This is a genomic window from Mycoplasma anserisalpingitidis, from assembly GCF_007858495.1.
Taxonomy (GTDB): domain Bacteria; phylum Bacillota_I; class Bacilli_A; order Mycoplasmatales; family Metamycoplasmataceae; genus Mycoplasmopsis; species Mycoplasmopsis anserisalpingitidis_A.
This window is the reverse complement of record NZ_CP041663.1, coordinates 561214-586326: the sequence shown is the minus strand read 5'-3', so window position 1 is coordinate 586326 and position 25113 is coordinate 561214. Positions and strand designations below refer to the sequence as shown.

At 26.2% G+C, this 25113-nt stretch carries 27 protein-coding genes, 2 tRNA genes and 1 other RNA gene; 10 read left to right on the top strand and 20 right to left on the bottom strand.

What is annotated here, in order from left to right:
- Positions 1-82: 82 nt before the first annotated feature.
- Both rpmE and rpsD read right to left on the bottom strand, forming a co-directional pair.
- Complete coding sequence (gene rpmE / locus FOY43_RS02290; RefSeq protein ID WP_146308944.1) at positions 83-292, bottom strand: 50S ribosomal protein L31; 210 nt, start codon at positions 290-292, stop codon at positions 83-85.
- Positions 293-310: 18 nt separating this feature from the next.
- On the bottom strand, positions 311-910 hold the full coding sequence (gene rpsD / locus FOY43_RS02285; protein WP_146308943.1) for a 30S ribosomal protein S4: 600 nt from the start codon (positions 908-910) through the stop codon (positions 311-313).
- Between the two features lie 212 nt (positions 911-1122).
- Here rpsD and FOY43_RS02280 point away from each other — a divergent pair, with 212 nt between their 5' ends.
- The 5 genes from FOY43_RS02280 to mgtE are packed head-to-tail and all read left to right on the top strand — an operon-like array spanning position 1123 to position 6282.
- Positions 1123-2730: a hypothetical protein gene (locus FOY43_RS02280; RefSeq protein WP_146308942.1), complete on the top strand. Its 1608-nt coding sequence runs from the start codon at positions 1123-1125 to the stop codon at positions 2728-2730.
- Positions 2723-3856, top strand: coding sequence for a tRNA uracil 4-sulfurtransferase ThiI (gene thiI, locus FOY43_RS02275; RefSeq protein WP_146308941.1), 1134 nt, complete (start codon positions 2723-2725; stop codon positions 3854-3856). The genes FOY43_RS02280 and thiI overlap by 8 nt, the downstream gene beginning before the upstream one ends.
- Before the next feature lie 37 nt (positions 3857-3893).
- Positions 3894-4127 (top strand): hypothetical protein, encoded by a 234-nt coding sequence (locus FOY43_RS02270; RefSeq protein WP_146308940.1) that lies wholly within the window; start codon positions 3894-3896, stop codon positions 4125-4127.
- Positions 4128-4136: 9 nt separating this feature from the next.
- Positions 4137-4790, top strand: a complete 654-nt coding sequence (locus FOY43_RS02265; protein WP_328592690.1) for a diadenylate cyclase — start codon at positions 4137-4139, stop codon at positions 4788-4790.
- 43 nt (positions 4791-4833) lie between these two features.
- Positions 4834-6282: a magnesium transporter gene (mgtE, locus tag FOY43_RS02260; RefSeq protein WP_146308939.1), complete on the top strand. Its 1449-nt coding sequence runs from the start codon at positions 4834-4836 to the stop codon at positions 6280-6282.
- A 25-nt stretch (positions 6283-6307) separates the two neighbouring features.
- Here the strand turns inward: mgtE and FOY43_RS02255 are convergent, their stop codons facing one another.
- The 6 genes from FOY43_RS02255 to FOY43_RS02230 all read right to left on the bottom strand — a co-directional run bounded on the left by FOY43_RS02255 (position 6308) and on the right by FOY43_RS02230 (position 10277).
- On the bottom strand, positions 6308-7549 hold the full coding sequence (locus tag FOY43_RS02255; RefSeq protein WP_146308938.1) for a hypothetical protein: 1242 nt from the start codon (positions 7547-7549) through the stop codon (positions 6308-6310).
- The gene (locus tag FOY43_RS02250) at positions 7512-7877 is read right to left on the bottom strand and encodes a hypothetical protein (protein WP_146308937.1); all 366 of its coding nucleotides are present in this window, start codon (positions 7875-7877) and stop codon (positions 7512-7514) included. Before FOY43_RS02250 ends, FOY43_RS02255 begins: the two co-directional genes overlap by 38 nt.
- Before the next feature lie 51 nt (positions 7878-7928).
- Positions 7929-8207: RNase P RNA component class B (gene rnpB / locus FOY43_RS02245), an RNA gene on the bottom strand.
- A gap of 27 nt (positions 8208-8234) precedes the next feature.
- Complete coding sequence (locus FOY43_RS02240) at positions 8235-8672, bottom strand: hypothetical protein (protein WP_146308936.1); 438 nt, start codon at positions 8670-8672, stop codon at positions 8235-8237.
- Between the two features lie 16 nt (positions 8673-8688).
- A complete protein-coding gene (locus tag FOY43_RS02235; RefSeq protein ID WP_146308935.1) occupies positions 8689-9606 on the bottom strand; it encodes a hypothetical protein in 918 nt (305 codons plus the stop codon).
- Between the two features lie 188 nt (positions 9607-9794).
- Complete coding sequence (locus FOY43_RS02230) at positions 9795-10277, bottom strand: DUF2798 domain-containing protein (RefSeq protein WP_146308934.1); 483 nt, start codon at positions 10275-10277, stop codon at positions 9795-9797.
- Positions 10278-10687: 410 nt separating this feature from the next.
- On the opposite strand from FOY43_RS02230, the gene rpsB reads away from it, so the two are divergent.
- Together rpsB and tsf are read left to right on the top strand one after the other, a co-directional pair.
- Entirely contained in the window at positions 10688-11542 is an 855-nt protein-coding gene (gene rpsB, locus FOY43_RS02225; protein ID WP_146308933.1) for a 30S ribosomal protein S2, read from the top strand.
- Positions 11543-11544: 2 nt separating this feature from the next.
- Positions 11545-12423 (top strand): translation elongation factor Ts, encoded by an 879-nt coding sequence (gene tsf / locus FOY43_RS02220; protein WP_146308932.1) that lies wholly within the window; start codon positions 11545-11547, stop codon positions 12421-12423.
- A gap of 92 nt (positions 12424-12515) precedes the next feature.
- On the opposite strand, the gene FOY43_RS02215 is transcribed toward tsf, so the two are convergent.
- The 9 genes from FOY43_RS02215 to FOY43_RS02175 all read right to left on the bottom strand — a co-directional run bounded on the left by FOY43_RS02215 (position 12516) and on the right by FOY43_RS02175 (position 19978).
- Positions 12516-12848: a putative quinol monooxygenase gene (locus tag FOY43_RS02215; protein ID WP_146308931.1), complete on the bottom strand. Its 333-nt coding sequence runs from the start codon at positions 12846-12848 to the stop codon at positions 12516-12518.
- 2 nt (positions 12849-12850) lie between these two features.
- A complete protein-coding gene (locus FOY43_RS02210; protein WP_146308930.1) occupies positions 12851-14050 on the bottom strand; it encodes an aromatic motif membrane protein in 1200 nt (399 codons plus the stop codon).
- Positions 14040-14933 (bottom strand): aromatic motif membrane protein, encoded by an 894-nt coding sequence (locus FOY43_RS02205; protein ID WP_146308929.1) that lies wholly within the window; start codon positions 14931-14933, stop codon positions 14040-14042. Before FOY43_RS02205 ends, FOY43_RS02210 begins: the two co-directional genes overlap by 11 nt.
- Positions 14926-15900, bottom strand: a complete 975-nt coding sequence (locus FOY43_RS02200; protein ID WP_146308928.1) for an aromatic motif membrane protein — start codon at positions 15898-15900, stop codon at positions 14926-14928. The genes FOY43_RS02205 and FOY43_RS02200 overlap by 8 nt, the downstream gene beginning before the upstream one ends.
- Positions 15878-16582, bottom strand: a complete 705-nt coding sequence (locus tag FOY43_RS02195) for an ABC transporter ATP-binding protein (protein ID WP_146308927.1) — start codon at positions 16580-16582, stop codon at positions 15878-15880. The genes FOY43_RS02200 and FOY43_RS02195 overlap by 23 nt, the downstream gene beginning before the upstream one ends.
- Positions 16582-18393 carry an ABC transporter permease gene (locus tag FOY43_RS02190; protein ID WP_146308926.1) on the bottom strand — a complete coding sequence of 604 codons (1812 nt, stop codon included), beginning with the start codon at positions 18391-18393 and terminating at the stop codon, positions 16582-16584. Before FOY43_RS02190 ends, FOY43_RS02195 begins: the two co-directional genes overlap by 1 nt.
- Before the next feature lie 104 nt (positions 18394-18497).
- Positions 18498-19544: an aminopeptidase P family protein gene (locus tag FOY43_RS02185; RefSeq protein ID WP_146308925.1), complete on the bottom strand. Its 1047-nt coding sequence runs from the start codon at positions 19542-19544 to the stop codon at positions 18498-18500.
- Positions 19545-19606: 62 nt separating this feature from the next.
- Positions 19607-19759: a 50S ribosomal protein L33 gene (rpmG, locus tag FOY43_RS02180; RefSeq protein WP_006886739.1), complete on the bottom strand. Its 153-nt coding sequence runs from the start codon at positions 19757-19759 to the stop codon at positions 19607-19609.
- Positions 19760-19904: 145 nt separating this feature from the next.
- Positions 19905-19978 (bottom strand) — tRNA-Gly (locus tag FOY43_RS02175).
- Between the two features lie 283 nt (positions 19979-20261).
- Between FOY43_RS02175 and FOY43_RS02170 the strand changes: the two genes are divergently transcribed.
- From FOY43_RS02170 to FOY43_RS02160, 3 genes are all read left to right on the top strand, one after another.
- Positions 20262-21209: a LacI family DNA-binding transcriptional regulator gene (locus FOY43_RS02170; protein WP_146308924.1), complete on the top strand. Its 948-nt coding sequence runs from the start codon at positions 20262-20264 to the stop codon at positions 21207-21209.
- Positions 21210-21257: 48 nt separating this feature from the next.
- Positions 21258-22085, top strand: a complete 828-nt coding sequence (locus FOY43_RS02165) for a deoxyribonuclease IV (protein ID WP_146308923.1) — start codon at positions 21258-21260, stop codon at positions 22083-22085.
- Between the two features lie 107 nt (positions 22086-22192).
- Positions 22193-22269, top strand: a tRNA-Arg gene (locus FOY43_RS02160).
- Positions 22270-22350: 81 nt separating this feature from the next.
- Here the strand turns inward: FOY43_RS02160 and FOY43_RS02155 are convergent.
- The 3 genes from FOY43_RS02155 to rlmB are packed head-to-tail and all read right to left on the bottom strand — an operon-like array spanning position 22351 to position 25109.
- The gene (locus tag FOY43_RS02155; protein ID WP_146308922.1) at positions 22351-23730 is read right to left on the bottom strand and encodes a M17 family metallopeptidase; all 1380 of its coding nucleotides are present in this window, start codon (positions 23728-23730) and stop codon (positions 22351-22353) included.
- Positions 23731-23782: 52 nt separating this feature from the next.
- The gene (locus tag FOY43_RS02150) at positions 23783-24349 is read right to left on the bottom strand and encodes a hypothetical protein (protein ID WP_146308921.1); all 567 of its coding nucleotides are present in this window, start codon (positions 24347-24349) and stop codon (positions 23783-23785) included.
- Entirely contained in the window at positions 24342-25109 is a 768-nt protein-coding gene (gene rlmB, locus FOY43_RS02145) for a 23S rRNA (guanosine(2251)-2'-O)-methyltransferase RlmB (RefSeq protein ID WP_328592689.1), read from the bottom strand. Before rlmB ends, FOY43_RS02150 begins: the two co-directional genes overlap by 8 nt.
- Positions 25110-25113: the final 4 nt, after the last annotated feature.

Genomic DNA, 25113 nt, shown 5'->3' with positions numbered 1-25113 from the left:
AATAAACTTTAGATTTAATATTTAAAATATTATATTGAAAAAAAAAAAAAAAAGAATGCATCGAGTGCATTCTAAGACTATATTAGTTTTGTTTTTTTTCAAGTCTTCTATTGAATCTATCGATTCTTCCAGTAGCTTTAACTTTAGCTCTGTTTCCTGTGTAAACAGGGTGGCATCCTGAACATACGTCAACTGTAAATTGTTTTCTAGTTGAACGGAATTCAAATTCTTTTTGGCATGTTGAACAAGTCACTTTAACTTCGTGATATTGTGGATGAATATTTTTTTTCATATTTACTCCTTAATCCTACTATTTAGCGTAGAACTCAACGATTAAAGCATCTTTGATTTCTGTGTGAACTTCGTTACGTTCTGGTAAACGGTCATATGTCACTGCAAAATCTTTTCTTGTTAATCATGCTGATGCACTTGAGTTTTCTAAAGCATCTTTAATTTGAACATTGTTTCTTGATTTTTCTCTAAGTTCAATTTTTGAACCTAATTTAATTTGCATTGATGGAATATCTGCTTTTTTACCATCTAATGTAAAGTGTCCGTGGTTAACTAATTGACGAGCTTGTTTTCTTGTTGTTGCAAACCCCGCTCTGTAAACTAAGTTATCTAAACGACTTTCAAGTAATTGAAGTAAGTTTGTACCTGTAACACCTTTCATTTTTGAAGCTTTAACGTAAACTTTTCTTAATTGTTTTTCATTAATACCAAAAACAAATTTAATTTTTTGTTTTTCATATAAGTGTAAACCATAATCTGAAAGTTTTACTCTTTTGTTTCCGTGTTGTCCAGGCGCATATGTTCTTTTTCTACCTTTAGCAAATTCTTTTCCAGTTTCTAAGATAGAGTAACCTAAACGACGTGATTTTTTGAACACTGGTCCAGTATATCTTGACATTTTTTCCTCTTTCTGCATAAAGGTGTTTATTCCTAGTTAGGTGATTTTATCTTAAGATTTCGAATTTTCAGCTCTTCTACTTTGCAATTTAATGGATAAATTCAGTTCTAAAAATAATAAACCGCTGTATTTATGCTTAAATATTTTATAATATTTTCTGTTTTTTACTAATCTTTATATAATTATTTTGCAACAGACAAGGAAACTAAATTATGGATATAAAAAATAAACTATCGGAAATTACTAATAATACTGCAAATAAGTCAGAAACAGCAAAAATTGTTATTATTACAATTATTGCTGTTGCTGTTGCTATTTTACTTGCTGCGATAATTTATCTAGTATTACAATTAATTGTAAAGTTGATATATGAAAAAACAAACACATTAAAAATTTCTGTTAATAAAAAAGCTCAGAAAATTAGCAATATTATGACTAGATTTGAAAATGTAAGAAAAAGAAAAAATGACTCAATTATTTCTTACAAAGAACTTTCAGAATTAAACAGAAATATTATCCTTGAAACAGATGTAATAAAAGATATTTATGAAAAAATGAATGAATTATATTCAATAAAAAAATTATCCAATTTAGTAAAAAACTACAAAAAAATTAAAATGAATAATGAAAAATTCGAAACATTAACTGTTAAATTTTTTGATATTTCTAAAGAGTTAAATGAAAAGTGGAATACTATCGACGAGATTTGATCAAAAATGTATGAAATAATTACGAATTTAAGACAGTATTCAAATTTAAATCATTTTAAGTTAATTAATACTTTTGACTATATTATTGAACAAATAAATTTAATTTCTCAAGAGTTGAATAATGTTGAAAATAGAAAAGTTTCAGCTGATTTTGATAACTTAGATTTTGTTATTAATGAGTTACAAAATAAAATGCACGAACTAATTATTTGAATTGATAAGGCCGGAAATTTTGAATGGTCATTGTATAAAAATTTACCTGATGTGTTAAATAATAATAAAAATAATATACATTTATCAAATTTAAAAAATGATATTTTAAGACTTCAAAAGAATCTAAAAGTAGAAAATTGTGATTCAACTGAAAAAAAATTAAGACAAATTTATAAACTAATTTTTGAACTTTATACAAACAAAAATAATAAAAAAATAATAGTTCAAAAGATAAAAGAATTTATTGAATTTTTTAAGGAAATTTACGATTACATTGATTTTATTAAATTCAACTTAAAGGATAAAGAACAAATTCCGGAATTATTTGATAATATAAAAAAATCCTATGAGATAATTTTAAAATCTGATGATAAAAATTATCAAGATTTATTTAATAATATAAACTTTTTCTTAAATAATTCTTCACAAATTTTAACCTTAGTCGAACAAAATATAAATGAAAAAACAATTGCAAATTACACAAAAAATAATTTTATTGAATATTTCAATAACACTCAATCTCTTTATTACCAATTATTAACTGTTGATATTTTAGAGAGTGAAATAGCTGAAAATGAAATAAATAAATTAAAGGAAATACATTCAGTTTATTTAAAATCATTAGAGAATAAATTTATTGAAATTGATGAAATAAATTCAATAATGGATGCTTGAAAAAGTCAACTAATTTATATAATTAACTTATATTCCCAAGCAAGGTGATATAAGGATGCATTTGAATTTATTTATGATAAAATTAACCAACTAAAAAATTCAACAATTAATAACGAAATAATTGATAGAGCTATTAACTTATATAATGAAAAAAAATATAATGAAGCATTTAAAGAGATTTTAGAAATTTACCAAAAGAAAGAGAGACACAATAATGTATAGCAAAATTTTAATAAGATATGGTGAGCTAGTTTTAAAGAAGAAAAATAGAAAATTTTTTACTAATTGTTTAAAACAAAATGCTGAAAGAATTTTAGGACAAAAAGTTGATATTCAGTTTGACAGAATGTACACCGATTATTCAGAACAAACAGTGAACGATCTACAATATATTTTTGGAATAAGTTCATATTCTCCAGTTATTGTATGTTCGCATGAAATGGATGAAATCAAAGAAAATGTCTTAAAACTAGTAAGAAACGATAGTAAAACGTTCAAGATTGAAGCTAGAAGACATTACAAACAATACCCAATAAATTCATCTGAGATAAACAATATTTTAGGTGGGCACGTTTTAAAAAATACTAATTTAAAAGTAGATGTACATAATCCAGATCAAACTTTTTTTGTTGAAGTTAGAGAAAAAAATGTTTATATTTTTTCTGATTATATTCAAGGGATTGGTGGTTTGCCGGTTGGTTCAAGTGGAAAGGTTTTGCACTTACTTAGTGGTGGAATAGATAGTCCAGTTGCAGCTTTAAAACTCATGAAAAGAGGTCTTAAAGTTGAATTCCTTAGTTTTATAACTCCACCACACACTGATGAAAGAACAGTAAACAAAATGAAACACTTTGTACAAGTTTTAAGCAAGTATCAAGGTGTAAGTTATTTACATTTAGCTAACTATACATTTTTAATGAATTATCTAGCATTAACTTCAAATCAAAGCTATAAAATAACCTTAATGAGAAGAAGTTTTTATAGAATAGCTGAAATTATTGCAAAAAACAAAGGAATCTTAGCTCTTTCAAATGGTGATAATTTAGGTCAAGTAGCTTCGCAAACTCTTGAGTCAATGGCAGTGATTGGTAAAAGTACAGATATGCAAATTCTTCGTCCTCTTTTAAGTTATGACAAAAATGAGATTATCAATATCGCCCGTAAAATAGGTACATACGAAACATCAATTATTAAAGCAAATGAAACTTGCGAATTATTTGCCCCAAAAGAACCGGTTACAAAACCTGATCTTCAAACTGTAACTAAATTAGAAGAAGAATTAGATATGATTAACTCTTTAGAAGAAAAATTAATCAAAGAACAAATACAAAGCATTAAAATTTCATAATAAATTATTTAGTATAATTTATATATTTAGGAGAAAAATGAACAATAATGAATTAATCGAAGCAAGAAGAAAAGCTCTTCAAAATGACTATGAACAAAATCAAAAAGAATTAGTCGACAAAGATGTTACTGTTAAAATTTCTAAAAAACAAACTAAGAGTGAATTTGTTAGAGAAAGTAATAAAAGTGAATTGCTTTACAAAATTTTAGGAAGCTTGTTAGTAATATCATTGATAGTTTTAGCATTTGCATTTGTTCATTTCTTTGCTTAATACGGAGGTATGATGTTAATTAATGTTTTAAAAGAAGTTACTGATGCAGTCGCTAACGAAAGTGTTCTAAATAAAAATATGATGCAAACTACTCAGTTAATTTTACTAATCATTATCACTGTTTTAGTTTCATTAATTTTATTATTAGTGGGTTTACCTAAATTATTGGAAATCATTAAAACTAAAATGATGAAAAGTAAGTACGATAAACTAGGAAAAAGCACTCAAGTAAGACTTATCAATCAACTTAGGGAAGCTGTTGCGTTTTTGAGCAAGAATAAAGTCGGTGCACTTGTTACTATTGAAAACAGTGATAATATTGATAACTTAAGAACTGATGGAGTTATTATTAATGCTAATATTTCAAGTTCTTTATTGATTTCTATTTTTAATAAAGAAAGTCCATTGCATGATGGAGCTGTTGTGATAAGAAACAACAAAATTTATTATGCTTCTACATTCTATAAAATAACAAGAAAAAGTATGGACAATAAATATGGTTCAAGACATAGGGCTGCTATGGGAATTAGCGAGATTTGTGATGCTACAACCATAGTTGTTTCTGAAGAGACAGGAACTATTTCTATTGCTAAAAACGGAAATATAGTCCCTATTAAACTCGAAGAGTTCCAAGAACAATTAATTAAATATTTGAAAGACTAGTTCAAGCTAGTCTTTTAACCTTAAAAATCATCAAGGAGGTCGTATGGACAACAACATTGATCAAATGTTTGAAGAATTACAAAAATTAATTAAAAACAAAAGCGTAAAATTATCACGAGAATTCCTTGATGAGTACCCGATCGCTTATGTTGCGAGTTGTTTTGAGCAACTTTCACTTGAAGATCAATTATTTTACTTAAGAGTCTTAAAAAGAGATGAAGCTGCCGAATTATTTAGTTATTTAGATGATGAAGTTAAAGCTAAATTAGCAATTAGTTTTACAGAAGAATGAGGTATGGAAATTCTTCAAGAACTTCAAAGTGATGAACTTGCAGACGTTATTGAAGACTTACCCGCAAACATTCAAAAAAGAATTCTTTTTGAAACTCCACCCGAAAAAAGAAACTTAATTAATAGTATTTTAAAATATAAAGAAGATCAAGTCGGAAGTATTATGTCAGTTGATATTTCAACAATTAGAGCTGACTATACTTGCAAAAAAGCATTAAGTAAAATTAAACGTGATTATAAAAAGAATAATGCTGAGTTATCTCACTATTTCTTCGTCACAGATGATAAAGGTGTTTTACTTGGTTCAATTTCTCTTGAAGAAATTGTTTTTGCTAATGAAAATGAAAAAATTGAATCACTTTATTCTGCAGTTCCATCAGTTTACGCTCATAATGATACTGAGCATGCATCAAATATTTTCGCAGAGCATGATATGTCATCTCTTCCTGTTGTAACAAGTGATAATCGTCTTGTGGGTATGATTACTTCTGACGATGTTATTGATATCGTTCGTAATTCTGCAACTGAAGATATGTATAAAATGGCCGGAATTACTATTGAAGATAAAGAAGAGTCTTATATTAAAACAACCGTTTTAAGTATTGTTAAGTCAAGAATTCTTTGATTGATCATTTTGATGATTTCTGCTACTTTAAGTCAATTTATCATTCAAAGTTTTACTGATATTTCTGAAAACTTCATCAAATCTCTTGGAGTTACACTTTCTACAGCTATTATTGTTTCTTTAATTCCTGTCATTTCTGGTGCTGCCGGAAACGCTGGTTCTCAGTCATCTACAACAATTACTCGTTCATTAGCTTTAGGAGAAATTGAATCTAAAGATATTAAAAAAGTTATATTAAAAGAGTTTAATATTTCTGTAGTTGTTGGTCTTATATTATTTTTCGTTAATGTTTTAAGACTAAGTATTTACTTCTTAATTTCTGGTGATTTACTCCATGCCGATGAGAGAACTTCAATTATTTTTATGATTTTAGCTTCTTCAATAGCTTTATGATTTGTTATTATTTTGGCTAAATTTTTAGGTACAATTATTCCTATTTTTGCATTAAAACTAAAAAAAGATCCAGCTGTTATGTCAGCGCCAATTCTAACAACCTTAACTGATGCTATATCAACATTGATCTTTTTTGGAATAACAATATTTATTTTCTGAATATCATTTGTGGTATTAGTTTAATCTAAACTCATTTAACTGAGTTTTTTTATTTTTTAAATGCACTAACATTATTAAAAATTGAGTAGTAAACTAAAATGAGCGAATTTAAACACAATAAATAACCTAAATAATAGTGATCATTCTTTGGAATCTCAACACTTAAGGATTGAGTATAACTATTATCAAAACTCAAACTATCTATAAATAAGTTTGAAATGTCAAAATTAAGTTGATTAAGTGAGTTGATAATAATGCTTTGATCCATGAAATCATAATCAACTTCAGGACTAGTTTGGTAGTCGATTTTTTCGTTTTGAAGATTGTAAAAAATGACCGCCTTATTTTTATCAGTTTCTAGGAACATTTGGTAATTTTTATAAATATTACCTGGTATTTCAAATTTATCGAAAAAATTTTTTGGATCAATAAAGTTTAAGTTTCTTATAAAATCATTGATTATTAAATCCAATGATGGAGAATTGAAAGCAAAAAAAATAAAATTAAATTCATCTTTTTTTGTTAAGTTGAAATGTAATTGCGAAGCAATTTGTAAAGGAGTATTGTTATCAAATTCTTCGTTGCTTAACATAAATGAATTTTTATAACCTTTAATAAATTCGTAGATATCTACTCCTGCGAATGCAAAAAGAAGCAACATAAATTCACTAAAATAAAATAAGTTTTGTGAAAGTTTTGTACTAATAAGTGAAATGTACTTACTATTTAGTGAAAATTCATTTATAAACTTGGTTGAATTTGAAGGTAAAAAAAGATAACTATTTTGACCAAAATATTCAAAACCCAATTTATCTATAAATAAACTTAAAAATGATTTAAAACGCTTTACATTTTCGTATAAATCAAAATCATTTTTTATAATAATGAAACTAAATTTAGACACTTTATTCAAAATGAAATTTAATTTATGTTCAAAACTGTCATAATCTTCATCTGAATTTAGAAATATTATTTCTATAGGTGAATTAAATCATTGTTTTGACTTACTATATATGTACTTCTTAATTGTATTTACACTTTTTTCGACTCTAGAATTTGAGTATACTACTAAAGTTTGAGTTTTATTCATTAGTATTTGTTCTAGGCAAGAAATAATCTCATCAATTTTCTTACTATTAAAATTTGAAGCAATCTCCATAAATTCAAAATATTCGCTATTTATGAAGTTTTTACTTTTAAATTTTGAGTTTGCTTCATTTATTTGATACATTATTCTAGGATTAAATTCAATATTATTTATTATTCTTGATTTTGATATTTTTATACTCATAAAAACCTATTTCATTAAGACTATGTCTTTTTAATTTATCGAAATGACCAGCAGTTTCTAAAATTTCATGATTAAATGGACTTCTTAAAAAATTTGGGTGGTTAGCTTTAAAATTACCAACACCTCTTTTTGATGGGTTAACACTTTTAATTATAAAATTAATTATCTCACCAACATTAAAAACTTTGTTTAAGTCAATGTTTTTCCAATCTGAAATGTCAGATAAATAAATTTTAAATGTTCATTCATTTAATGTTTTTACAATTATATATTCATTTTGAATCTCGAACACTTTGCCATAAGCAACTTCACCAACTTTATATTTCATATAACTATTTTACTCTAATAAATAAAAAAATGGCATAAGCCATTTTTCAGCATCTATAAGCCGCGTTCTGTACCTATAAAATAGGCGTTGACAATTTATCTAGTTATAAACTTCTATATCGGTTCAATTCCCGAATCTAGATTCCTCTACCTTAATTTGAGTTTCTAGCTCATGGAGCTTACCCGTTTCACAATTCTCGTCTCTGTGGTGCTAGTCGTGTAATAAATTACCCCAACCTTATTGGTGTTGGCATGATCACTACAGGCGTCGCAGCCTGTGCTAGCGCGGACTTTCCTCTATTATTAAAAATAACAGCTGTCAACCAATGCTTAAAAATCATACTATTTTTTTCAAAAATTAAAAAAGTCTTTTATAAATGTCTTCTTGATTTTTTACTATATCAAATTCCGGATTTTGAAGCTCATTTTTAAACATTTCTTCATAAATGTATGGACGAAAATCAAACAAAAATCTTCTACTAATTTTGTATCATTTAATTTTTTCTTTATGAGTTTTAGATTCTATAAATTTTCAGTTTGTAACTGTTAGAACTATACCATAGATAAGAAAGACTATGCCAGCTATTAATAAGATTACTGCAAAGCTTAATCCAAAATAATCGATGTTCTTATAATTAATTGTTGAACCGTTATAAATACCTAATCCAAGACAAATAAGACCTAAAAATACAAAGATTAAATAAACTAAAGAGTTATTTCCTTTGGTAGCTTCTTTCATTTTGTCTACATAACTTAAGTACTTTTGTTTGTCTGATAATTTAACAAAATTTCTCATAAATTAATTATATTAATTATTTAATTAATTCCTGAGAAATTTCTTCTGAAAGTGTATTGATTTTTGTGGTTAGTTGAATTAATTTATCAATTAATTTTTCTAAAGTATTTTGATTGTACAATAAAACAAAATTTTCAACTGAATTTTTTAAGTTAGTCAATTTTTCTAATTGTTCAGCATTTAATAAATTACTGAATCCATCAAAATGAATTTTACTTAAAGTATTTTTGATGGCTAGGTCGATATCTTTAATCAAATTAATTAAACCGTGACTGTGATTTTCTTGTCCATCTACATCTATGTGTTCATGATCATGGTCATGTTCATTGTGTTCATTACCGCTTAGTTGAGTTTCTTCGTAGTAATGTTTGTCAAAAACATAATTTTCATATGTTTTCGAAACCTTTAAGTTGTGATTTTGAATATCTTCATTTTTAGGTTCTTGATTTGAATTAATTTTATTTATAAAAGTATCAAAATCAGCGCCTTTATTAAATTCTAAAATATTCTGAATTTGAATTAAAATATTTTCTCTATTATGTTGAATCAAATGTAGAACATCAGTATAAAGTTCTTGTTTGAACTCATTGAATTTTTCATCTTTATATAATTCTCCAAGAGAATTTTTAAATTCGGTGTAAGTATTAAAAATATTTTTATTATTTTTGTTTAATTGTTGATTAAAATAACTTTCAAATAAAAATTGTTCAACATTTTTGATAGATGAAGTCAAATCACTATTCTCATTAACCAGTTGATTTAATAATTTATTGAATTCCTCAATTGTGCTCTTTAATTCTTGATTTTTATTTATTATTGTTGGTGAAACTTTATCAACTTTATCTGTTTTTCCTTGCGTACAACTAATTGATAAAATTGGCGTTAAAGATAAAGTTAAAGTTCCTAGACATATTAATTTACTTATTTTTTTCATGGATCTATTATATCATTATATTACATTTTAGTAATATATTTATTTTGACTTTTTAGCTATTGTACTCATTGAATTTAATTCATGTTAAATGATAACTTAGATCACAAAAAATATTTACCAATTAACATAATATATCAAATAAAAATAAATTAAAATCAGGACTGATTAAAACCAATTCCTGACTTAAATTATTTAATGGAACCGACTGGGAAAAGTTTGCGGAACACAAATCTCACAAGAGTTCCGGCAATCAGAATTTGAAATGGGAATGCCATTAAAAAGTTTTTTCAAACTGTATTAATATAGATGAAAAATAAATTTTTTCAGTCATTTGTCGCAACACATGCAACAATAGAACCATAAAGCGACATGATTAAAACCATAAATACAACCATCATACCAGATATAGCTAAAACTTTGGCTATTGTTGGAGATTGTGGTTTTACTTTTATTCACTTAAAAGCAATAAACTTAGCTGTCCTTGATACAAATAATAAATCACAACAAAGTGCAACAATATATGCAAGCGGAAAGCCTAATCAAGCTTCAGTAAAAATTGATGCATCAAATTTTAAGGTTCTTAGAAAAACACTATAAAATGACATTCATAAAACCATTACAAAACACATCATAACTGTGTAAATTAAACTTTCACGTTTATTTTGAGGCATGTTTTCTCCTTGTTTATTTTATACTATATAACTATAAAATAGATAAATAAGTTAAATTAGCAATCTCGATGTGAGCACTAATAACTTACTAAAAATTTTATTATTTTAATTTTAAAAAAGTGTTTCTATAACAAAAAACAATAAGGAAACTATTCCTTTAAAATGAATATACATTATTGTTTTTTTACCATATTTTTGTCTATAAAAGTTAAATTATTTACCTAATAAAATCTATTTCAGCAAAACAACTATTATGGTAAAATAAAAAAGTATTAAATATATTTAATACTAAATTAATTAAAATTTGAATTAAACCAAATTGCTTTTATGGATTCGCATGGGTGTGCTTTTTGTGAAGTGCTAGGCGTTGGAAGTAAAAGTTAAACTAACAAACTAAAAAATGGAGAAAAATGACAAATAAAGTAGAAAAAGTTGAAAAACAACCAAAAAATCCTATTGTATCAAAGGATAAATTATTAGAAGCGGGTGCATACTTTGGACACAAAGCACATGCTTGAAACCCTAAAATGAAAGATTACATTGTACCTAACAAAAAAAATAAAGGTGCACACATCATTGATATTACTAAAACACAAAAATATCTTGAATTTGCTTACTCACTTGTAAATAAATTAGCAAGTAAAAAAGCTTCTTTCATTTTTGTAGGAACAAAAAAACAAGCTCAAAGTGCTGTTAAAGAAGCAGCTGAAAGATCAAACTCATTATACGTAACAGAAAGATGATTAGGTGGAACATTAACAAATAATCAAACAATTATGTCACGTGTTAAAAAAATGGAAGAACTTGAAGCTAAAGCTAAAAATGAATTCAAAGGATACACTAAAAAAGAAGCTATTCTTTTCCAAAAAGAATTAGATAAATTACACAAAAACCTTGATGGAATTCGTTCAATGAAACGTTTACCACAAGTTATGATTGTTGCTGATCCTAATGAAGATGCAATCGCAGTTAAAGAAGCTAAAAGAAAAGGCATCAAAGTTATCGCTATTTTAGATACAAATGCAGATCCAGATTTTGTTGATTTTGGAATTCCTGCTAATGATGATTCTGCAAAATGTATCTCATTAATTATGACAATTCTTGCTGATGCTATTGTTAAAGCTCAAGGTGGTAAAGAATTATTTGCTTACCAACCAGATGAAAAAATTGTTTTACCAGAATTCCAAGGAGTTCAAAGAAAACAACCTTTACAATCTCAACCAAGAAGAGTTAAATCACAAACTGAAGAATCAAGAGGGGAATAATTATGTCAAACATCAACCTAATTAAAGAATTAAGAGAAAGAACAAACTCTGGATTATCAGATTGTAAAAAAGCTTTAGAAGCAACAAACTGAGATGTTGAAGCTGCTATTGAATGATTACGTGAAAACGGAATTGCTAAAGCTGCTAAAAAAGCAGGAAGAATAGCTGCTGAAGGTTTAGTAGCTATTGTTGGTGATGAAAAATCAGCAGTTATGATCGAAGTTAACAGTGAAACTGACTTCGTTGCTCAAAATGAAAACTTCAAGAATTTATTAAATGAAGTTGCTAATGGTTTATTCAAATCAAATGCAAGTACACTTGAAGAAGCTGAACAAGTTGTTCTTGAAAGTGGTGTTACAGTATCTGAAGCTTGTACACAAGCTACAGCAACAATTGGTGAAAAAATTTCACTTCGTCGTTTTGTGAGAGTTGTTGCTGGTGCAAACCAAGTTTTAGGTCTTTACCTTCACACTAATGGACGTATCGGTTCAATTACTACAGTCGAAGGTTCAAACTCAGAAGTTGCAAGAAATGTTGCAATGCACTCTGCTGCTATGAACCCAGAATTCGTTTTAGTCGAAAGCATTCCTGCTGAAAGAATGGAACAAATTAAAGCTGGTTTTGTTGAACCTGCTAACTTTGCAAGTAAACCTGAAAAAATTAGAGAAAAAATTGTTGAAGGTTGATTAGACAAACAATTATCTGAAATTACATTAGTTAAACAACCATTTGTAATGGATGATGGTGTTTCAGTTGAAAAATACTTAGCAAACGCACAATCTAAATTAGTTAGTGCAGTAAGATTTGAAGTTGGTGAAGGGATTCAAAAAGTTGAATCAAACTTTGCTGATGAAGTTATGTCTGTAGTTAAAGGTAACTAATAATCAAAAATATAATGAAGCTTAATGCTTCATTTTTGTTTTAAATAAAAAATAGCGCTTAAACGCTAAACGAAGTGTCAGACAAAGTAATTTTACATATTAATAAATTTTTGATCCTTAGTAGTTATTGTTTGGTTATCTGGTATATATTTATCAGCCTTGAGAGATAAATTGTATTTTTTTCTTAGTTTAAGAATTTCTTCCATTTCTGTTGAATCATGATGTAAATCAAGTGCTTCCTGATTTTTTCATCTATCAATTAGTAAAATGGTTTCTTTATCATCAAAAGACTCATAATATTGATATTGTAAATTACCCTCTTTACTTCTTATTCTTCTTACAATTCCGCTTTCAGTCATTTCTTTAACAAACTTTAATGCATCGCCATTTTTACCTGTATAGTGAATAATGAAAGTTAGTTCCATATTTAATTCTCCTCTATCTTTATATCAAAAAAAGTATATCTTATCGGTCTACCACCATAATAATCATTATATATTATATTATTAGTTTGATTATTTTCGGTTATTTCAGAGAATGTAATTGTATTTTTAACATACTGTCTAATATCAAAAAAGCTATTTTTATCCTTACTGAAGAAAACCTTTGGGTAAATATATAAATAAGAAAATAATTCAACTTCATCCTTTTTTGGTTTTTCGGCTTTAGTTGGTTCGTACAACTCAGAAAGGTCGCTTCCTTTTCAAATAGCAAGCTTATTTTTAAATTTAGTTAACTCAGATGAATAATTATCAAATTCAACTCTATATTCACTTAAATTTTCTAAATTGTTGATTTTTGACTTGAATAAATCATGTACTGGGTTAAATCTGTTAAATATGTCTAATAATTCATTTTTTCTTTCAGATTCATCATCAATGTAGTTTATTAGATTGCTTATTTGATTAATAAAATCCTCTCCATCATTATTTATTATATTTTCGAATTCTCACGAATAATTATCAATGTATTTAGTGATGTTTAGGTTAATTATAAAACCTTCATTTGTTAATAAATAAAATTGATAGGTTTCAGAATAATCCTTTTCTATCTCTATTTTGTAGGTAAAATCTATAAAAATATTAGATTTAGGAGTATAGAATAAACCTAATTCCATACCCGATTTCTTAGCTTCCAATGAACTTTCTTCAGTTGAAGACACAAACTGATCAAATACTGGAAAACTAACAAACTCAATTTTTGCAATATTAAAAAGAAATCAAAGTCAATTTTTTGTTTTAGCTTCTTCAACGTTTTTTATTGAATCACTAAGTAAATATGGTCTTTTCGAAAAGAATCCACCATCATGACCAAAACTAAGCGAAATATTGTTAGAAAATATTAAACTTTTTTTAATTTGGTTTAAGTAATTTTTGTTTTTATTTAATTTTAGTTGATTATTGATAAAATCTTGTTTGTCATTACTATCTTTATAAATTAAATTTAATATTTTTTCAATAACTTCTTGATTGAGAAATTTTTCTCAATTTTGATTTAATTTATACTCTTCTGTGTACAGTTTTTGTTTTATGTTTTTGTATGTTTCACTGTTATCTTGGCAGCTAACTGTGCTTATAGGAATCAAACTGAATAACGGCAAAACAAATAATAATTTCTTAAATCTCATAATTGTCCTTAATTTTTAATATTATTTTAGAAGGAACACCATATCTAAGTTTTTTAACCAAATCAGATTCAAAACGATCATAACCGATTTGATCACCATGTACATAAGCTGAGTGTAAGATATTTGATATTAGCTTAATAGAAATGTTGTTAGTTTTTGAAAATGAAAAATATCAAATTCATGGTTCTATTTCTAATTTATTGTTTTTTGTTGAATTTTTATCAATTTTGATTCTAAAAATAATTTTACCTTTCGAAAGATAGAAAATATAATTGTTATAACTTTCTGCAGATTCTTCCCCTTCTTCCAGTTTATCTAATAACGAAGATGTTAATCAAATATCATCAGGTAGTTTTAAGTTCTTTAATGAGTCTAAAAATTCTTCTGAATGGGATGAATTTAAGTCTTGATTTTCAGGAATAGTTAATCAATCATAAAAATGAACATAAAAAATATTTAGATTTTTTAATATAAAATACCAATTCTCCGAGTAGAACGGAAAAATGTTTTTTTCATAAAATTCTATTTCTTTCTTTTTTTGTTCATTTGGATCGCTAATTAAACTTATTTCATTTTGACATTGTTCAAACATAAATTTCAATTTTTTCAGTTGTTCATTTTGATAATTTTTATTATTTTGATTATTCAAAAATTCTGTTTTTTGAACTATATTATCAGCAAAAACCTTATCTAATAAGTCATTTAAAATCTTTTCAGTTCTTTTAACTTCTAAATTATCTTCCTTTTCAATATAGTCAAATTTATTATCTACTATTTTACTAAGCGAATTTCTAATTTCAATTCCTGAATCTTTGCATGAAGATAAAAAAACAACACTAAATAAACTTAACAATGTAGTTAAAATTTTGTATTTCCTACTCATTTATAGCCTTTCATGTATATCTATATATTCTATTTTTTTTGAACTTTTCTTCAGTTAGTAATCTTTTTAATGTCGTTTTTTGAATGTCGGTATATGTATAACTAAAATTTTTATATTGATTTAAATCATTGAATTTATAATAACTTTTTCTAGAATCGTATTCTTCTCCAAAATATTCATTGTATTCGATATCGTTATTAATCAGTGTGTTTTTGGACAAATTATTTTCTTTTTCCAGATTTATTAATTTATTCTTGAATTCATTTATATTTTCTGTATCTGGAGAATAAAATAAATCAGGAATTAAAGTGATGAATTTATTATTTTGATAAGTATAAGTTAAAATTTTAATGGCCTTATTTGAATCATAAATTAAATAATTAGCGACTTTATTTTCAAACTTGTCGTAATCATCTTTTTCAAGTGCGATTTGTAATAAATCAACAACATCTTTGTTTTTAATAGAAATACTTAAACTAGGATTAAATTGATAGACACTTCTAATAATATTTTCAAAGTAATTATCATTTTCATCATCAAATTTTGATCCATAAGGATTAAAAACAAATTGAAAATCCTGAATGTTATCCAAAATTCATAATCAGTTTTGAGTTATGTTTTTTTCCAATATTTTATAACTTGTTTCAACTAAATTTCTATAATCACTTTGTGTATTTATTAGATTAGGTCTTAAAGGATTAAATCAAACCAAAGCTGATTTTAATTCTTGTTTTTTATTGTGAATTATTTTAGATTGGTTGTATATGAACTCTTTTTTTTGTGTTATGTTATCAAACTGAAAATCAATTATTTGCTGTATAAATTTATTATCAGAAATAAATTTATTCTTTTGATCTCCTATTTTTTGAAAATTAATTTTTTCGGAATTATTCGTGCAACTAAGGGCCGTTGCTGAGAGAGAAACTAGTGTAAAAAATATCAATTTATTTTTGAATAATTTTTTCATAATATATATCTTCGAGAGGTTTATATTTTATTCCATTATAAATTAATTTACCTTTATGTATTAGAGTTAAACTATCAACGAATTGGTCAATTTCGGCTAAAATGTGACTACTTATTAAAATTGTTTTTCCTTCTTTGTTTAGTGAGCTTAATAAATTAAACAATTCAAATCTAGCTGTTGGATCTAAATTAGCTGCTGGCTCATCTAAAATAATTAATTCTGGATTGTGAATTAGAGCTTGGATTAGTAATACTTTTTTCTTTTGACCGGATGAGAAAAATGATGGTTTTTTATTCCTTAAGTCTTCAATATCAAATTTTTTTAGTAGTTCTGAAATTTTATTATCAGCTTCGGTTTTCGATAAATTATTTAATAAAGCAAGTGATTTCAGATATTCATAAACAGTGATTTCCTTCGGAAATTGAGCTTTTTCAGGAACATAACCTATATTTGATTTACTTTCTGATATTTTATTATTTATATTTTTTATTAAAATTTCACCACTAAAATTAAAAGTTGCACCAATTATCGATTTAATTGTTGTTGTTTTTCCTGCTCCATTTTCACCTATAAAAGCATGAAATGAACCAGATTTAACTTCAAAACTTAATTCTTTAACACCATAACCATTTTTATCATACAGTCTTGTCAAATTATTTACTTTTAATATAGTTTCTTTCATTATTTATAGTCCTTTCTATAATATAAAAATCCATTAAGTGATAATAATAAAACACTTAAGCTAGTTCAAATCAATGGGTAAAAAGTTTTATTTACAATTTTTTTATCTCTCTGTATTGAATAAACTTCATTTATAGCCTGAAATATGAAATTATCTGATTTTTCTAATTCATATCTAAAAACTATTTTTTTCTCGCCATTAGGATATGTTTTAACGACTTCTTTGGTACTATATGATTCAAAACCACCTATTTTATAAACGAATTGATCAATTTTTATCTCATATTGTCCAGGACTGTAATATTTTAGGGGATCATCATTTAATAAAAGAGAAATTAGTAAAATTGAATCATTTTTACTAAAATAAAGATAATACATAAGGGAAATGGAAAAATAAATTTTTCTCTCTATTTCTGAAGAAATTTTTTTATTTCTAACAGCGTTCTCATCAAAAAGAGTTATTTCTTTGTTGGAAAAGTTAAAAAGTCATGAATCATCATTGTTTAATTCATTTTCAATTTCTCTTATAATTAAACTTTTAATTATTTTAAGGTCATTGATTCTATTATTTGTTACTTGCTCATTTATTTTTTCAAAAAATGATTTAGCAAAATCATTAAAATCCTTATTTTTTAATAATTGTTCAATATTTTCTCAATATATTTTTCCAATTAAATTATTAGGATTAGAATAAGAAAACTCATCTTCAGGAAAGTCAATATCAATTTTATCTGCATTATTTCTAACATAAATAATGTTTCTGTTTATTAGATCATTATTTATCTTCGAATCGGATTTCAACAATGAAGGAATAATGAATGAATTATCATTATTTTCAGAAATTTTAAGTTTTAATAAATCTGCATTATCAACTAATTTATACGAAAAAGAAAGACTATCATTATCTTTATAGTATAAAATTGAATTATCAAATGATTTTTCATTATTTTTTATTAGTGATAGTATATCAATATCTTTTGTATTAAAAGAATTTACAAGTTGATATGGAATGAATAATCATGAAGAAATTTGTCATTCTTTTGCAGCGTCTTTTGAATATTCGTCTACTAAATTTATGTAATCTTTTTGGTACGGATCAAAATCTATTTTTTTAAAATCACCATTAGGAATAATGTAATAATTATCTTTTTCATTGTTTAGAAAGAAAGTTACAACATCCGCTTCATTTTTTGAATGATGATATTCATATTTAGTTTTTAATAATTCATCGCTAATTTTTCTTGCAGAACGTACTATTGTTCTTATCATAATACCAGCCAAAAAAGGGCTAGCTGTCATAAGGATTGGTAAAATCATTGCTACTTTTTGGGTAAATTTTAATGAAATTAAACTTGATATGATTCCAAAAATAATATAAGCAAAAAATACACTTAAAATCATCATTAATGAAAATAAAAAATAATTCAATTCTGTAATTTTTGACAAGAATCCAACAGTTCATGAAATTCAATTCATTAGCGATCAAACAAAACCTATTAAAACAAAAGTCAAAGTTTTACTTAATATCATTTTCTTTCTTGATATTGGTTTAGAAAATAGAATTAAATCAGTTCCATTTTTTTCTAAATCACTAAAAATATTTAATGATTTGAGGCAACCATAAAAAACACTAGCTATGAGATTTACAAATAAAAGTGAAAAAAAGAAAACCGGATAATGATATTCTCTAAAACTAATTACATTTAGAATTAACCCGATAAATAAATTTAATGTAATTATTATTGATGGTAATATATAGGTGTTTTTCTTTTTTGAAGTCATTTTCAACATAAAAATAAAATAATTTTTCATATTCCTCCAATATTTCAGTATAATAATTATATATTATATATTACACTTTAGTAATATATTTTAAATAAAATGAAAGTTATAAGCAAAGCTTATAACTTGTGTTATTATTTTTCATCAGGTCTAGAAAAAACATAATGTCCAGTTTCTGTTACTAAAACATCATCTTCAATTCTAGCTCCACCAAGACCTTCGATGTAAATTCCTGGTTCAACTGTAATAATCATTCCAGGTTCAAGTATTGTTTCAGATAATTTTGAAACACTTGGTAATTCATGAACATCAATTCCCAATCCATGTCCAGTTGAGTGAACAAAATATTTTCCATAACCCTTAGATTCGATGTAATCTCTACATACTTTATCAACTTCTGAAGCTTTAATTCCAGGCTTTACATGCGCTCTACCAAGTCTAGCAGCTTCTTTAACTATGTTTAATATTTCTAACATTTTAGGATCTTTAACATTTTCCTCACCACCAAGAATTGAAGTTCTTGTAATATCAGCTGAGTATCCTTTATATAATGCACCAAAATCAACTTTTAGTAATGAACCAAATTCTAACTTCTTGTCTGTTGGGTGATGATGTGGTTCAGCTGATGAAGCTCCTGTAGCGACAATTTCATCAAAACTTTCTTTTTCGGCTCCATTTAATTTAAGAAGGTAATTTAATTTTGCAGCAACTTCTTTTTCTGTCATTCCTGGTTGAACTCATTGCAAAAGTTGTTCGTAAGATTTCAATGAGATGTCGACAGTTTTTTGCATTAGTTCTAATTCATGTTCACTCTTATTAATTCTTAGTTGTTGTGCATTGATTCAAGTTACTTTTTCTGGGTTGATCAATTTGTTTAATCAATTTTCAGTTGCTTTGGTTAAATAGTTTTCGTCATATGCAACATGTTTATATTGTTTTTGTTCAAAAAATTCTCTTAAAGTTGTTCCAACCATTAATTTAACTTCGACATTTTTAGCATTATTTGAAACATATTCAATATATCTGCCATCAACAAATAGATAAGCTTTGTTTCTTTCGATGATGATAACACCATCAGTTGTTTGAACGCCAGCATATCATAATCTAGTTTGAGGTGCTTCAGAAACATAAGCATCAATTTTTTTAGTTTCAAATAATTGTTCTAATTTATTTCTATTCATTTTTCTCCTTAACTAGATTAAATTATAAATTAATTTAAAAATAAAAAAGAGCATAGCTCTAATTATTTCTTTTCTTTGTGTGTTGTATGTGCATTACATTTTGAGCAGTGTTTTTTTAACTCAACTTTTTCTGGGTGAGCTTTTTTATTTTTTTTGCTAATGTAATTTTCCATTTTGCACTCTGTGCATTGGAATGTAAAACCTTCTCTAGGCATTTTTTACTCCTTTTTAAATATATTTAAAATAGTACTTGTGTAATTATATAATAATTTCTTTTTTTGAGTTGTTTATTTTTTCAAAAATTAAAAAAATAATAAAAAATGAAGAAATAATCTTCATTCTGGTCTAGCTTCCTAGAAATGGAGCGAGTGAAGGGAATCGAACCCTCATAGTCAGCTTGGAAGGCTGAAGTTCTGCCATTAAACTACACTCGCGTTTATTGCTAATTAATTATAACACTAAAATTTATTTTCCAAAATATTTTTTTAGAGTTTTTTTATTTTTTATAAAAGACCATCAGACACAACACTTCCTGATGTGGCTGCTGCAATTACGCCCTGACCAAGTTACTGGGTTATTGTTCTAATGGCTTTGTTATTATATAATAAATTATAAATAATTGAAGAAAATAATTAATATCAGAATAATTTTACGTATTGAATGAAAAAATAATGTAAAATGTGGAAATTAATTTTCATTTTATGGTATCATATATTTATGAAAACAATTTCTTACAAAGATATTTCAAAAATGGCGCAAGTTTCCATTTCAACAGTTAGTAGATATTATAACAATGGATACGTTTCTAAAAAAACAAAAGAAAGAATTGATAAAGTAGTTAAACAATTCGAATATTATCCAAACCATGGAGCAAGATTAATAAGAGGAAGAGATAATTCTATTTTTGTTATTATACCTGAATGGCCTCAAAATAGTGTAAAAGATATTTGCAATGGTATTATTCAAGCTGCGAGAATTCACAAGAGAAAAGTAAATATAACTTATTCTGAAAAAGGTGTAAAAGAATATATTGAAACAGTTAGATTCGTACTTTCTTGAAGACCAAATTCAATAGTTTTATTTTTACCTGAAATTAATGAAGAATTAATAGAATTCATTAAAACTATTGAAGATACATCAATTGTAATTTTTGGATATGATGTTGATGATTTATGTTGAGTAAAAATTGATGAAACACATGCATTTTATCTTTTAACACACAAATTCTATAATTCAGTAATTGACAATCAAAAAATGGTTTTTGTAAATGACCCAAAATTAAACAAATCCACTGCAGATGATAGAATTGCTGGATTTAAACACGCATGCAATGAACTAAAAATTCAATATGAAATTGTGGATTTAAATTCAAGAGATAAGGTTGCTATCAACAATTTCAACAAACACACAAGAAAAAATAATATTTCAAATATAGTATGTTCAACCCATGAATTATTTATCGCTCTTAGTGTTCTAGGTGATAAATCGCTTAGATTAACAGACATTGGTTACCAATCGATTTACGACCATATGAACTCATATAGATCAAAAATTTTTATTGACTATACTAATATAGGAATTGAAATCGAGAATATTCTATGAGTTCACAATATTAATAAAACTCCAACATCTAAATTAATTAAACCGTCTATAATTCAAAAGTAACAGTTTATTATTTATTAAACTGTTTTTTATTTTATTAAAGGAGAAAAAATGATTAAACTAGGAAGTCATATTTCATTTAAATCGCCAAATTATCTTGTTGGTGCTGTTGAAGAAAGTTTGGCAAATAAAGCTAATTGTATGATGATATATTTGGGGGCACCCCAAACTACAAAAAGAGTAAATCCTGAAAAATATTTAACTGACAAATATAATCAATTCTTTAAAGAATTGATAAAACCAGAAGATATTATTGTTCATGCTCCTTACATCACAAACGCAGCTAACCCAGAAAAATACAAATTTGCTGTTGATTTTTTAATTAAGGAAATAGAAAGAATGAATCTAATTGGTGCTAAATATCTTGTATTACATCCTGGATCATACACAACTTTTGATCCTAAAACTTCATTAGATACTCTTGTTTCAAGTTTAAAATATATAATTTCAAAGACTAAGGATGTTGTTATTTGTATTGAAACAATGTCTGGTAAAGGAAGTGAAATTGGAATTAATTATGAACAAATAATGTATTTAATTGAAAATGTTAATGATGATAGAGTGCAAGTTTGTTTGGATACTTGTCACGTTTGAGATGCTGGATATAACTTGCAAGATTATGATAATTTTAAAAACGAGCTAAAAAATTCTGGTGTATACAAATACATCAAAGTAATTCATTTAAATGATTCTAAAAATGATTTAAATTCTCACAAAGATAGACACGAAAATATCGGAAAAGGAAAGATTGGGTTTGACACTCTGAAAAAAATTGTTCATGATCCTGATTTTGATAATATTCCAATCATTTTAGAAACTCCTTGAGTTGATAATAAACCAATTTATGACCAAGAAATTAAGAAATTACTTAATAAATAATTTCAAAAAGTTAAATTTTAAACATTTTTTTTGGGAAAAACACAATTTTTAATAAAGTTTATTTAATTATTTACATATTAAAAAAATGTGCTACAATATTAATGCGTGGTCGCGTAGCTCAGCTGGATAGAGCACGAGCCTTCTAAGCTTGTTGTCGGAGGTTCGAATCCTCTCGTGATCGCCATTTTTTTATTTTAAATTTTTACGCAATTATTTGATAAAAAACCAAGACACTAAAAAAACACTACGTGAGTAGTGTCTTGTGTTAATTCGATTTATTTAAAGCTAGTTGAACTAGAGTCTTCATCATAGGTGCAAAAGGTTTTCCGGCAATATCTGCTGTACCAGCGATATCTAAGTGAATGTATTCAACATCTTCTGTGAATTCTTTTAAAAACATAGCTGCACTTGAAGAACCAGCTCCGGCACCGGAAAGATCAGTGTTTTTTAAGTCAGCAACATGTGAGTTTCTTATTTCTCTTGCAAATTCTTCATCAAGAGGCATTCTTCAAACTAATTCATTTTGTTGTTGGGCAGCTTTACTTAATTCATCTCAAGCTTGTTCAGTTGTTGTTCAAACCCCTGTATATGTTGAACCTAAAGCAACAACAATAGCACCAGTTAAGGTAGCGACATCAACCAATCTTGTAGCTTTTAAATTTCTTACTGCATATGTTAAACCATCAGCCATAACCAAGCGTCCTTCAGCATCAGTGTTGTTAATTTCAACACTTTTTCCATTCATACTTGTTCAAACTGAATCAGGTAATGAAGCGTCTCCATTAATTCTGTTATCGGTAATACATAAAACAGCAGCGACATTAACTTTAGGTTGTAGTTCTGCGATAGCACCAAGAGCATTTCCAACAATAGCTGCTCCTGACATATCGAATTTCATTCCTAACATGCTTCTACCAGGTTTTAAACTGTATCCACCCGAGTCGAATGTTATTCCTTTTCCAACATAAACTGTTTTTTCATTTGATTCTGGATTACCGTTGTATTCGACCACAACAACTCTTGGTTCATAAACACTTCCTCTATTTACAGAAAGTAATAATCCCATTTTTTGTTCTTCGATTTGTTTTTTATTTAATACTGTAATCTTTAAGTTCTTGTTTTGAGATAATTTTTCAAAAACTTTATCAGCCATTCATTCTGAATTACAAATATTTGGAGGTGTAATTTGTAGTTCTCTTGTGAAGTTTAGGTATTCTGATAATACTAATGTTTTATTTAATTCAGCAGAATATTCAGATTCATTTGCCGATGAAACTAAGTGTAATTTAACTTCTTCGTCTTTTTTGTTAGTCTTAGCACTTCAAAGTTCTGCTCTAACAAAATTAATTCCACCAACAAAAGCTCTGACTACTTCAGAAATACTTAGTTGTTCTGTCACAAAAGTATCTAAATCAATTTGTGTTTCAACAGTACTTGATAAAGCGATTTTTTTAGCAAAATCATTTACTGTTTTAAAGTCTAATTTAGATTTTTCATCTAAATAAACATAAGCTAAATCATCTGAAAAGTAGTTTGTAACTACTGATTTTTTTTGTTCAAGATTTTTAGGTAATTCATCACCTTTAAAAACTGCTTTAAGAGTTAAAATGTTTGTTAATTTCTCTTTTTGTATATTTTTAATCATTTCATTCCCTTCTTTTATAATAACATTACAATTTTACCTTTTTAAATGAAAATTAACTAAAATAGTTATTATATTTAAACTGAATCCTTTCGATTATTAAGTTTCTTTTAAATGAAGAATATAAATTAATTTCATCATCTTCTTTAATAAACTTCTTCTCAGCTTCATTAAGTGATTTTAAAAAACTTTTAAAATCTAATTTTGATAATTCATGGTTAATTTCTTGTGTTGTAGAAAAATCTTTGATATCACCATTATTTTTTATGGGAATTAATGATTCTTCGAAAAGATTTTGTCTTTTGACATATTTTTTGATGCAACTTAGCGAAGAATATTTAACAGCACCCATTAAATATTGTTCTACATTTTCTATATTTAACTCATTACTTTCAATAATCTTTAAGTAAACTGAGTATATAATTTCGCTTAATAAATATTCCTTATATTTAGAAATGAAAAAGAATTTTATAGTTCATAAGTTTATATTCTTTATTATTAGTTTTTTATATTTGATCTCCAAAAAGTTTATTAAAAAACTATCACTAATTCTAGTGATGTTATTTAAATTAAAGTATTTTAATATTTCGATGTGTATTAAATTTTTAATGTTTTTATCCATTTTGCTTTTTTACAATTTCAAAAAGTAAAATACCTGTAGCAACCGAAACATTTAACGATTGTACTGTTCCATATTGATTGATATGAATCAACTGATCAGCTTGCTTTATTGTTGTTTTTGAAGAACCACTTCCTTCATTACCAACAATTAAAGCGGTTGGTTTATTGTACTCGATATCACTATATGACACAGAATTTTGTTCTAGTGCTGAAACATAAATTCAAAAACCATCTTTTTTAAGTTTTTCAATTGTTGATTGAATGCTATTAACCCTAAAGATCTTCATATTTATAAAACCACCTGAAGAAGTTTTGAGTGCTGTAGAATTGACTTCAACACTCCTATCTTTAGGGATAATTACATGTTTAACACCCGCCGCATTAGCAGTACGAATTATTGCACCAAAATTATGTGGATCTTGGATATGGTCTAAAATTAATATTAAATTAGGTTTATCGTTAATTAATTCATCATAATTAGAGTAATTAAACTCATTTAATTCTGCAATAAAACCTTGATGATTTTCGCTTGTCAATAAATCTAAAGTTTGTTTGTCAACTACTTGGTATTTAATATTTTTTTCAACTAATAACTCCCCATTCTTATTATTTTGTAGTCAAACTTTTTTGATTGGTCAACCATTATTTATGGCATCCAAAACAGAGTTTTTACCACACACTAATAATTTTGACATATTAGGAGTTTTTTTAAGTTCTTTTTTGTTTTTGTGGTTGTTAAATTTATTGTCTTGTTTATTCATTTTT